This is a genomic window from Demequina sp. NBRC 110055 (assembly GCF_002090135.1).
GTDB lineage: Bacteria > Actinomycetota > Actinomycetes > Actinomycetales > Demequinaceae > Demequina.
Genome location: NZ_BBRL01000008.1, coordinates 202,067 through 213,388 on the forward strand (window position 1 = coordinate 202,067; position 11,322 = coordinate 213,388).

The 11,322-nt window shown below is 71.0% G+C and carries 8 protein-coding genes; 3 read left to right on the forward strand and 5 right to left on the reverse strand.

The features are described from left to right. The first annotated feature begins 1 nt into the window (after position 1). From B7K24_RS10165 to B7K24_RS10175, 3 genes are all read left to right on the forward strand, one after another. Complete coding sequence (locus B7K24_RS10165; protein WP_144268243.1) at positions 2 to 2,272, forward strand: beta-glucosidase; 2,271 nt, start codon at positions 2 to 4, stop codon at positions 2,270 to 2,272. Then, positions 2,269 to 3,537 carry an endo-1,4-beta-xylanase gene (locus B7K24_RS10170; protein WP_234986666.1) on the forward strand — a complete coding sequence of 423 codons (1,269 nt, stop codon included), beginning with the start codon at positions 2,269 to 2,271 and terminating at the stop codon, positions 3,535 to 3,537. The genes B7K24_RS10165 and B7K24_RS10170 overlap by 4 nt, the downstream gene beginning before the upstream one ends. A 77-nt stretch (positions 3,538 to 3,614) precedes the next feature. Next, a complete protein-coding gene (locus tag B7K24_RS10175) occupies positions 3,615 to 4,967 on the forward strand; it encodes a M20/M25/M40 family metallo-hydrolase (RefSeq protein WP_084130239.1) in 1,353 nt (450 codons plus the stop codon). Here the strand turns inward: B7K24_RS10175 and B7K24_RS10180 are convergent. The 5 genes from B7K24_RS10180 to B7K24_RS10200 form a co-directional block, all read right to left on the reverse strand. Then, positions 4,945 to 7,059 (reverse strand): heavy metal translocating P-type ATPase, encoded by a 2,115-nt coding sequence (locus B7K24_RS10180; RefSeq protein ID WP_084130218.1) that lies wholly within the window; start codon positions 7,057 to 7,059, stop codon positions 4,945 to 4,947. The two genes, B7K24_RS10175 and B7K24_RS10180, sit on opposite strands and share 23 nt — an antisense overlap. 180 nt (positions 7,060 to 7,239) lie before the next feature. Then, positions 7,240 to 8,757: an Asp-tRNA(Asn)/Glu-tRNA(Gln) amidotransferase subunit GatB gene (gene gatB, locus B7K24_RS10185; protein ID WP_084130219.1), complete on the reverse strand. Its 1,518-nt coding sequence runs from the start codon at positions 8,755 to 8,757 to the stop codon at positions 7,240 to 7,242. Further along, complete coding sequence (gene gatA / locus B7K24_RS10190) at positions 8,757 to 10,265, reverse strand: Asp-tRNA(Asn)/Glu-tRNA(Gln) amidotransferase subunit GatA (RefSeq protein WP_084130220.1); 1,509 nt, start codon at positions 10,263 to 10,265, stop codon at positions 8,757 to 8,759. Before gatA ends, gatB begins: the two co-directional genes overlap by 1 nt. Next, positions 10,262 to 10,561, reverse strand: a complete 300-nt coding sequence (gatC, locus tag B7K24_RS10195; RefSeq protein ID WP_084130221.1) for an Asp-tRNA(Asn)/Glu-tRNA(Gln) amidotransferase subunit GatC — start codon at positions 10,559 to 10,561, stop codon at positions 10,262 to 10,264. Before gatC ends, gatA begins: the two co-directional genes overlap by 4 nt. A 48-nt stretch (positions 10,562 to 10,609) precedes the next feature. After that, the gene (locus B7K24_RS10200; protein WP_084130222.1) at positions 10,610 to 11,179 is read right to left on the reverse strand and encodes a GNAT family N-acetyltransferase; all 570 of its coding nucleotides are present in this window, start codon (positions 11,177 to 11,179) and stop codon (positions 10,610 to 10,612) included. Positions 11,180 to 11,322: the final 143 nt, after the last annotated feature.

The following is an 11,322-nucleotide window of genomic DNA, read 5'->3' on the forward strand; positions in this document are numbered from 1 at the left end:
GATGACCGAGTTGATGGCCGATGCCGCGGCCAGGGTCTCGTCCCTGCTCGCCCAGATGACGCTCGACGAGAAGCTCGCGCAGATCGTCGGGTTGTGGGAGGGCGAGGAGGGCGACGCCGTCGCTCCCCTCCAGGGCGAGCTCGCGCACACGGGTCCGGTGGCCGATGCCATGGCGCACGGCCTGGGTCACATCACCCGGGCGTATGGCACCAATCCCGTGGACGCCGACGAGCGCGCCGCGTGGCTGTGGGATCGCCAGCGGTTCCTCGTGAACGAGACCCGGCTGGGCATCCCCGCGATCGTCCACGAGGAGTGCCTCACCGGCCTGAACGCCTGGAAGGCGGCCACGCTGCCCACCCCTCTCGCATGGGGGGCCGCGTGGGATCCCGCGCTCGTCCGCCATGCGGCGGCGCTCGTCGGCGAGACCATGCGTGACCTGGGCATCCACCAGGGCCTCGCGCCCGTGCTCGACGTGGTTCGCGATCCGCGCTGGGGTCGCACCGAGGAGTGCATCGCCGAGGACCCCTACCTCGTGGGAGAGGTCGGCACCGCGTACGTCGAGGGGCTCCAGTCCGCGGGCGTGCACGCCACCCTGAAGCACTTCGTGGGCTACTCCGCATCACAGTCGGGACGCAACTTCGGGCCAGTCGCGATGGGCGAGCGGACGCTGCGCGACGTCATGCTCGTGCCGTTCGAGATGGCGCTGCTCGATGGCGGGGCGCACTCCGTCATGCACGCCTACACCGAGATCGACGGCATGCCCGTGGCCGCCAACCCCGCGCTGCTCACCGACCTGCTGCGCGGCGAATGGGGCTTCGACGGGACGGTGGTCGCGGACTACTTCGGCGTCGCGTTCCTCCACCTCCTACACGGCGTGGCCGCCGACCTCGGCGACGCCGCACGCCAGGCCCTCGAGGCCGGCGTGGACATCGAGTTGCCCACCGGCGACGCCTATCTCGCGCCGCTCAAGGCGGCACTAGAAGACGGCCGCGCGGACATGGCGCTCGTGGACCGCGCCGTCGCACGGGTCCTCGCCCACAAGGCCGAGCTCGGCCTGCTGGACGAGGACTTCTCCGGACCGCCCCCGACGGGCGTGGACCTGGACTCCTCCGCCCACCGCGACGCCGCCCGGCGCCTGGCGGAGGAGTCCGTGGTCCTGCTCACCAACGACGGCACCCTTCCTCTGGCCGCCGACGCCGGGCGCTCGATCGCCCTGATCGGCCCCAACGCCGACCGAGCCCAGGCGCTGTTCGGCTGCTACTCCTTCACCAACCACGTGCTCGCACAGCGCCCCGGGATAGAGATGGGCTTCGCGGCCCCCACCGTCCTCGAGGCCCTGGGGGGCGAGGGGCTGGGCGCGGTGACGTTCGTGGCCGGCTGCGCCGTCGACGACGGGGACCGCTCGGGATTTGCCGACGCGGTGGCCGCCGCCGCGAGCGCCGACGTCGCCGTGATGGCGATGGGCGACCACGCCGGGCTGTTCGGCCGGGGCACCTCGGGCGAGGGCTGCGACCGCGACGACCTCGAACTGCCGGGCGTGCAGCGCGCCCTGGTGGACGCCGTGCTCGACACCGGCACCCCGGTGGTGTTGGTACTCCTGACGGGTCGCCCCTACGTCCTGGACTGGGCGCTCGAGCGCTGCGCCGCCGTGCTGCAGGCGTTCTTCCCCGGCGAGGAGGGGGCCGGCGCGATCGCCGGCGTGCTGTCCGGCCGCGTCAACCCGTCCGGCCGCCTGCCCGTCACGCTCCCCCGCTCGACAGGTGCCCAGCCGTACACGTATCTGCATCCCGCGCTCGGGGGCGACGGAGAGGTCAGCAACCTTTCGACCACTCCGGCCGCGCCGTTCGGTCACGGACTGTCGTACTCGCGCTTTGCGTACGGCGATCTGGCGACGGCCACCACGGCGGCCACGGAGGCGGGGCTCACCGTCGCGCTCACCGTGACGAACGAGAGCGACCGCGACGGCTCCGACGTGGTGCAGCTCTACGGCCACGACCTCGTGGGACAGGTCACCCGGCCCGTCGCCCAGCTGTTGGCCTTCGCTCGCGTCGAGGTCCCCGCCGGCGCCACGCGTCACGTGACCCTCACGGTGCCACCCGCGCGTCTGGCATTTACCGGGCGGGAGATGACACGCATCGTCGAGCCCGGCGACTGGGACCTATGGGTCGGCACGAGTGCCGACCGCGAGGCCTCGGTGCGCGTCACGCTCGTGGGCGACGTCCACACGGTCACCGCGGCCGGGACCCGACGTTCGAGCGCCACGGTCGCGTGAGGTCTCTGCCCTCGCACCGCTGCGGCACCCGTCGGGTCCGCGTGGTCGATGCGGCCGGAGCGGGCATCGCCCACGCCCAGGTCACAGCCCGGATGACGCGCCACGCCTTCGGCCTGGGATGCATCGGCTTCGACTTCATCGACCACGCCTTCGGCACCGACGGCGGAGGTCACCTCTTCGGGGGTGCCTCTGCCGCGCGGGCCCCGGCCCTCGAGGATCTGTGGTTCGCCGTCTTCAACCAGGCGACACTGCCCTTCTATTGGCGCGGGTTCGAACCGGAGCCGGGGCGGCCCGACACCGCGCGGATGGCGGCCGCGGCCCGCTGGTTCCGTGAGCGCGGCGCCCGAGTGAAGGGCCACCCCCTGCTGTGGCACACGCTCGCACCCGCGTGGCTCCGTGGCCTCAGCGACGACGATCTGGTCGCCACCATTCGCGCCCGCATCCTCCGCGAGGCGGGCGACTTTGCGGGGCTCGTCGATCAGTGGGACGCCATCAACGAAACGGTGATCCTCCCGGTCTTCACCGCCGAGGACAATGCGGTGACCCGCCTCGCGCAACGCCGCGGCCGGCTCGAGGTGGTGCGCCTCGCGTTCGAGTCCGCGCGGGCCGCCGACCCCGCCGCGCGCCTGGTGATCAACGATTTTGATCTTTCCGAGGCCTATGAGCGCGTCATCGAGGAGTATCTCGATGCGGGGCTACCCGTCGACGCGATCGGCCTCCAAACCCACATGCACCAGGGTTTCAGGGGCGAGGACCAGCTCGCCCACATCCTGGACCGCTTCGCGCGCTTTGGCCTGCCTCTGCAGCTGACCGAGACCACCCTCGTCTCGGGAGACCTCATGCCACCCGAGATCGTGGACCTCAACGACTATCAGCCCGCGCATTGGCCCAGCACCCCCGAGGGAGAGGACCGGCAGGCACGCGAGATCGTGCGCCATTACACCGTCGCGTGGGAGCATCCGGCGGTCGAGTCGGTCACGTATTGGGGCCTGACCGACGAGGGCGCCTGGCTCGGCGCCCCGGCGGGCCTGGTCCACGCGGACGCTACCCCCAAGCCCGCCTATGAGGCCCTGCGCACGCTGGTGCGCGAGCACTGGTGGACCCCGCCCGTTATCGAGACGGCCGATGCGGAGGGCTGGGTCACCCTGTCCGGCACCGCCGGGACGTACGCGGTGTCGGTCCCGGGGCGCGAGGAGATCGCGGTGGAGGTCACGGCCTCGCCCGCGGCTCCCCTCGCCTGGGCGCCGCACCACGTACGGACCTGAGGCCGATGCCGTGGCGAGGCCTCGTAGGAGCCTCGCCACGGCATCGGCCAGCCGCACTGACGCGTACCCTCGTGAGCATGACTCACGACGACATCGCCGCGACCGTGCGCGACCTCATGCCGGGCGTCCTCGCCGACCTCGAGGAACTCATTTCGTACCCCTCGATCGCGTTCCCCGGCTACCCCGCCGAGCCCGTCTCCGCGATGGCGGAGCGCACGCTCAAGCTGGTCCGTGAGGCCGGCTTCACCAACGCCCACCTCGCCGACGTGCCGTGGGGCTACCCGCCCATCTACGGCGAGATCCCCGGCCCCGAGGGCTCCCCCACCGTCGTGCTCTACGCGCACTATGACGTGCAGCCGGCCTCCGCCGCCCAGGGATGGACCACCGATCCGTTCGTCGCGACCCGCAAGGACGACGGCCGCATCTACGGGCGCGGCGCGGCCGACGACAAGTCCGGCATCGTCACCCACCTCGGCACCCTGCGCGCGCTGGCCGCGCTGGGCGAGACGCCGCCGTGCACGCTGCGCATCATCCTCGAGGGCATGGAGGAGACGGAGTCGAACCTCGAGGAGTTCGTCGAGGCGCACCCCGACCTGTTTCAGTGCGACGTGTTCGTCATCGCGGACATGGGCAACCTACGCGTGGGCGAGCCGGTGCTCACCACCGCGTTGCGCGGCGACGTCTCCTGCACCGTGAAGGTGTCGACGCTCGAACACCCGCTGCACTCCGGGGTGTTCGGCGGCGCGGCGCCCGATGCCATGATGGCGCTCGCTCGCCTCCTCACCTCGCTGCAGGACGAGGCCGGCAACGTCACCATCGAGGGTGTCACGGGCGGCGTGTGGGACGGCGGCGACCTGGGCGAGGACGGCTTCCGCGCGGGTGCAGACCTGCTCCCAGGGGTGTCCCTCATCGGCACGGACCGCGTGGGCGACCGGCTGTGGGCCAAGCCGTCGATCAACGCGATCGGCGTGGACATGACGTCCATCGCAGACTCGTCCAATGTCATCCACCCCACCGCGAGCGCCAAGATCTCGATGCGCATCGTGCCCGGCGCAGACCCGCGTGCGGAGCTGGACGCCCTGGTGCGCCACCTCGAGTCCCACGCGCCGTGGGGTGCCCAGGTGGAGGTCACGCCCATGAAGGCCGCGCCGCCGTTCCGCGTGCCGACCTCGGGGCCCGGCTACGCGGCCGCCCGCGCGGCGCTCGAGACGGCATACGGGAAGCCGGTCGACGAGGTCGGCTCGGGCGGCTCCATCCCGCTGCTGCAGACCCTCGCCGACGCCTCCCCCGGCGCCGAGTTCGTGCTGTGGGGACCCGAGGACACCGAACTGGCACGCATCCACGCCTCGGACGAGTCCGTCGACCCGGCCGAGATCGAGAAGATGATCGTCGCCCAAGTGCTCCTCCTCACGAGCCTCGCGGAGCGCTGACCTCCGGGTCCAGGTTCACGCGGCGTAGCAGCTGGGCGTTCGCGGCGACGATGATGGTCGACAGGCTCATCACGACCGCCGCGATCGCCGGCGGCATCACGAAGCCGGCCCACGCGAGCACTCCCGCTGCCAGCGGGATCGCGATGACGTTGTAGCCGGTCGCCCACGCGAGGTTCTGGCGCATCTTGCGCGTGGACGCGTGCGACAGGGTGATGACGCTTACCACCGCGCGCGGGTCGGAGCTGGCCAGGACCACCGCGGCGGCCTCCATCGCCACGTCCGTGCCCGCGCCGATGGCGAGCCCCACGTCGGCGCGCGCCAGCGCCGGCGCGTCGTTGACGCCGTCGCCCACCATCGCCACGCGCTGTCCGCGCGACTGGAGGTCGGCGACCGCCTGGTCCTTGTCGTCGGGCAGGACCTCGGCGTAGACCTCGTCGATGCCGAGTTCCGCCGCCACGGCAGCGGCCACCGCCTGGGAGTCTCCCGTGATCATGGCGACCGCAATGCCGCGCTCGTGGAGCGCGTCGACGGCCGCGCGGGATTCCTCGCGCACGGGATCCGCGGTGGTGAGGCTGCCCACCACCTCGCCGTCGGCGACCACGTGCACCACGGCCTGGCCCGCATCGGCCCACCGCCGCGCGGCCTCCTCGAGCGCGCTCGGAAGGTTTGCCCCAAGCGCGGTGAGGAGCGCCGGCCCGCCCACCGCGACGTCGCGTCCGTCGACCCGTGCGCGCACGCCCTTACCGGGGAGGGTGTGTGTCTCGGCGGCCGATGCGGGGGTCACCCCACGCTCCTGCGCGGCGGCCACGATGGCGCGGCCGATGGGGTGCTCGGAGTCGGCCTCGACCGCGGCGGCCAGGGCGAGCACCGCGGCCTCGTCGTGAGCCTCGCCCGGCGCGACCTCGGTGACGGCGTGGGTGCCCGCGGTGAGGGTGCCCGTCTTGTCGAACAGGACGGTGTCGACGGTGCGCATGTCCTCGAGGGCCTGCGTGTTCTTGACGAGAATGCCATGGCGCGCGGACGTGGAGGTGCTGATGGCGATGACCAGGGGGATGGCGAGGCCCAGCGCATGGGGACACGCGATCACGAGCACCGACACGGCGCGGCTGAGCCCGGTCGCGGGGTCGTCGAGGGCGGAGGTGATGGCGAAGGTGAGCGCGGCGGCCACCAGCGCGATCCAGAACAGCCAGGCCGCGGCGCGGTCCGCGAGCCTGCGCGCACTCGAGCGGCTGTCCTGCGCGGCCTGCACCATCCGCTGAATGCCGGCGAGGGCCGTCCCCTCGCCGGTCGCGGTGACCTCGATGCGCAGCGATCCGTCGGTCGCGACGGTGCCGGCGACCACGGCATCGTCCTGGCTCTTGCCGACCGGTGCGGACTCACCGGTGATCATCGACTCGTCGACGGCCGCCTCGCCGCGCACAATGGTGCCGTCGGCCGGGATGCGGCCACCGGGGCGCACGATCACCACGTCGCCCTCGGCCAGGGTGCCGATGCTCACGTGCTCGGTGGCGTCGCCGTCGGTGACGCGCTCGGCATCGTCGGGGAGGAGCTCGGCCAGCGCGGCAAGGGCGCCGCGCGCCTGGCCCACGGCCTTCATCTCCTGCCAGTGACCGAGCAGCATCACCACGATGAGCGCGGCGAGCTCCCACCAGAAGTCGAGGTCGCCGATGCCGACGGTGGCGGCGGCCGAGGCGACAAACGCCACCGAGATCGCGAGCGAGATCAGCGTCATCATGCCGGGCTTGCGCACCGTGATCTCGTCGCGCCACGCCATCGACAGGAACGGCCAGCCGCCCCACGCGAAGATCACCGTGCCGATCAATGGCGGGATCCATGCGGTTCCTGGAAGGTCGTAGCCGAACCACTCCTCGACCATGTGGCTGGTGGCGATCACCGGGATGGCGAGGATCAGGTTCCACCAGAACAGGCGGCGGAACATCGCGGCGTGGCCGGAGTGGTCCGTACCGTGGTGCCCCTCATGGGCGCCGTGACCTCCGTGGGTGCCGTGACCCTCGTCATGGTGCGGAGTCGGCTGGGTCGGCTGAGCCGCATCCGGGTGCGTGGCGTGCTCGGCGTGCTCCGTGTGAGACATGGCTTCCTCCTTCAGGTGCGCCAACGTCCTCTCACCGTAAACATTCCACCCCACTGGAAGGTCAACCCCCATCTCGCCGACAGTGTGAACCGACGGGGACGCGAAACGCCGGGCGCCGCACCTCCTAAGAGGGCGACGCCCGGCGAGTCGGGGTCGAATCCGGTGCGAACTGTCGGGAGGCTAGCCCTCCACTCCCGCGCGGGCGAGGATGATCTCCCGCACGCGGCCGGCATCGGCCTGACCACGAGTAGCCTTCATGACCGCGCCGACGATAGCGCCGGCGGCCTGGACCTTGCCGTCCTGGATCTTGGCGAGCACATCGGGCTGGGCGGCGAGCGCCTCGTCGACGGCAGCCTCGAGAGCCGAATCGTCGGAGACGACCTCGAGCCCGCGGGACGCGACCACCTCACGCGGCGATCCCTCACCCGCGAGGACGCCCTCGAGCGCCTGGCGCGCAAGCTTGTCGTTGATGGTGCCGGCGTCGACGAGCTGCTGCAGCTCCGCGACATCCGCAGGCGTGACGGGCAGGTCCCGCAGCGTGACACCGCGGTCGTTCGCGGTGCGGGCCAGCTCACCCATCCACCACTTGCGCGCGGCCTGCGGCTTGGCGCCGGCCTCGACGGTCGCGGCGATGAGGTCGAGCGCGTCGGCGTTGACCGCGTCACGCATGTCGGTGTCGGAGAAGCCCCACGCGTCCTTGAGGCGTGCACGCATCTTGGCGGGGTGCTCGGGCAGCGTGCCACGGAGCTCCTCCACCCACTCGCGGCTGGGCTCCACGGGCAGCAGGTCGGGCTCCGGGAAGTACCGGTAGTCCTCTGCCTGCTCCTTGGAACGTCCGGGCGTGGTCGAGCCGGTGTCCTCGTGCCAGTGACGGGTCTCCTGCACCACGGGCTGGCCCGCGAGCAGCAGCTCGGCCTGGCGCACCACCTCGTGGTGGATGGCCCGCTCGATCGCGCGCAGAGAGTTGACGTTCTTTGTCTCGGAGCGCTTGCCGAACGGCACGGCCGACTGGTCTTCCCCGGCGGCGGCCTTGGGGCGCAGCGACAGGTTGACGTCGGCGCGCACGGAGCCCTGCTCCATGCGTCCGTCCGAGATGTCGAGCGCCTTCACGATGTCGCGGATGGTCGCGACGTAGGCGCGGGCCACCTCGGCCACGCGCTCGGCGGTGCCCTCGATGGGGTGCGTCACGATCTCGACCAGCGGCACGCCGCCGCGGTTGTAGTCCACCAGCGAGTGCGAGGCGCCCTGGATGCCGCCGGTGCCACCCACGTGGGTGTTCTTGCCGGCGTCCTCCTCCATGTGTGCGCGCTCGATGCCCACCGTGACGACCTCACCGTCGTCGAGCACCACGTCGAGGGAGCCCTCGAAGCAGGTCGGCTCGTCGTACTGAGAGATCTGGTAGTTCTTCGACACGTCCGGGTAGAAGTAGTTCTTGCGTGCGAAGCGGCTCGACTCGCGAATCGAGCAGCCCAGCGAAAGCCCCAAACGGATGGCCGATTCGACGGCCTTCTGGTTCACCACCGGCATGGAGCCGGGAAGGCCCAGGCATACGGGGCAGACCTGCGTGTTGGGCTCGGCACCAAACTGGTTGGCGCAGCCGCAGAACATCTTGGTGGCGGTGTTGAGCTCGACGTGGACCTCGATACCGAAGACGGGATCGAACCGCTCGAGCGCCTGCTCATACGTGAGGCCAGCCATCACTTCACCTCCAGCTCGGGGGCCTGCGCGGTGAGCGCACCACCCCACTCGTCGGTCAGCGCGCGCTCAAGGGCGGCGCCTACGCGGTACAGGCGTGCGTCCTCACGGGCGGGCGCGAGAATCTGGAAGCCCACCGGGAGCCCATCCTCTTCCGCCAGTCCCGCCGGCAGCGACATGCCGGGGATGCCCGCAAGGTTGGCGGGGATGGTCGCGATGTCGTTGAGGTACATCGCCATCGGGTCGTCGATGCGCTCGCCCAGCTTGAACGGCGTCGTGGGTGTGGTCGGCGAGACCAGCACGTCGACGTCGGCGAACGCCGCGTCGAAGTCGCGCTGCACGAGCGTGCGCACCTTCTGCGCGGAGCCGTAATAGGCGTCGTAGTAGCCGGCACTCAGCGCGTAGGTGCCGAGGATGATGCGGCGCTTGACCTCGTCGCCAAAGCCTTCGGCGCGGGTGGCGGCCATGGTGCGCTCGACGTTGCCCTTCTCGACGCGCATCCCGAAGCGCACCGAGTCGAACTTCGCGAGGTTGCTCGACGCCTCCGAGGGCAGGATCACGTAGTACGCGGCCAGCGCATACTCGAACGACGGGCACGACACCTCGACGATCTCGGCGCCCATCGAGCGAAGGTGCTCCAGCGACTCCTCGAAGCGCTGCTTCACGCCGTCCTGGAAGCCACCATCGGCGCCCGAGATCTCCTTGACCACACCGATGCGCACGCCGGACAGGTCCCCGCGCGCCCCATCGTGGGCGGCGTCAACCACCGGCGGCACTGGCTCGTCGAGGCTGGTGGCGTCCATCTCGTCGTGACCGGCCATCACCTCATGCAGCAGCGCCGTGTCGAGCACGGTGCGACCGCACGGGCCCAGCTGGTCGAGCGACGAGGCTAGCGCGATCGCACCAAAGCGCGACACGCCGCCGTAGGTGGGCTTCACACCCACCGTCGCCGTCACCGACGCGGGCTGGCGAATCGAGCCGCCGGTGTCCGAGCCCACCGCGAGGGGCGCCTCGAACGCGGCCAACGCGGCGGCAGAGCCTCCACCGGAACCGCCGGGGATGCGCTCCAGGTCCCACGGGTTGTGAGTGGGGCCGTACCCGGAGTGCTCGGTAGACGAGCCCATCGCGAACTCGTCCATGTTGGTCTTGCCCAGGATCGGCATGCGCGCCGCGCGGATACGCTTCGTCACGGTGCCGTCGTACGGGGGAATCCAGCCCTCAAGGATGCGCGAGCCCGCCGTGGTGGGAAGGCCCTCGGTCACGAGCACGTCCTTGATGGCGATAGGCACGCCGGCGAGAGCGGGAAGCTCCTCGCCCGCGTCACGCGCGGCATCGACCTCGCGGGCCGTCGCCAGGGCGCCATCCGCGTCGATGTGAAGGAACGCGTGGACGTCACCGTCCACCGCGGAGATGCGCTCCAGGTGCGCGCGCGTGAGCTCGACAGAGGTCACCTCACCGCGGCGCATCGCGGCGGCCATATCGGCGGCCGATGCTCGGGTCCAGTCGGTCATGCGTCCTCCCCCAGGATCTGGGGCACACGGAAGCGCCCGTCCTCGGCCTCGGGGGCCCCGGCCAGGGCGGCCTCCTGGGCGAGCGAGGGCCGCACCACGTCGGCGCGGTGAATGTTGGACAGGGGGATCGGGTGGCTCGTGGCGGGGACATCCTCGCCAGCGACCTCGGCCACCTTGGCGACCGCATCCACGATCACGGCCAGCTGGCCGGAGAGGCGGTCCAGATCCCCATCGGACATGTCGATGCGTGCGAGCGCCGCAAGGCGCGCCACGTCGGAGCGTTCGAGGGAAGACATGGCCACGAGTCTAGTGGCGTGGCACGCCGCCACGGCGCGACGTAGGGCTCACTGGGCGGTGGGAGCCCATTCATAGCCGAGCAGCCGCACCGCGCCCTCGGGCGCGTGTGCGGCACTGACCCGCGACACGGTGCCGTCCGCGTTGTCGACGACAACCCAGTCGAGGTCCTCGCGCCGGGCGAAACCCATGCGCTCGTACAGGCGGTGCGCGGCGTGCATGGTGTCCATGGTGGACAGCACAATGCGCGCCGCACCCTGCTCGACGGCCATGTCGAGTGCGGCCTGAGTGAGGTGGGCGCCAATACCGCGCCCGCGCTCGAGGGGAGAAACGGCGAGCATCCGCAACTCAAATTCATCACCCTGTGCGACCTCGACAAGGGAGGACCCGGGCGGAACGAGCGTGATGGTGCCCACGATGGTCCCGTCTCCGCTCTCCCCGTCAGCCATGGCAAGCAAGGACGCCTCGGAGGCGCGAGTGCGGGCGTCACGCAACTGCGGAATGTACGGGTGTGCCTGGTCTACCAGTCCGTCTGCGAGATACGCGAGAGCCGTCAGTTGACCGATCTCCGCGAGCCGGCTCGTGTCGTCCGGCTCTACGATGCGGATGCGTTCGGCCATGATGATCCTCCCGTCGGTGCATGCGACACAAGGCCGCCGTCTGACCAATGTAGACGCTTGCCCCCACCAATGCCTGGTCAACAAACCGCAAAGACACGAGAACGCACGAAAGCCCCCACCGTCATGGTGGGGGCTTTCGTCTA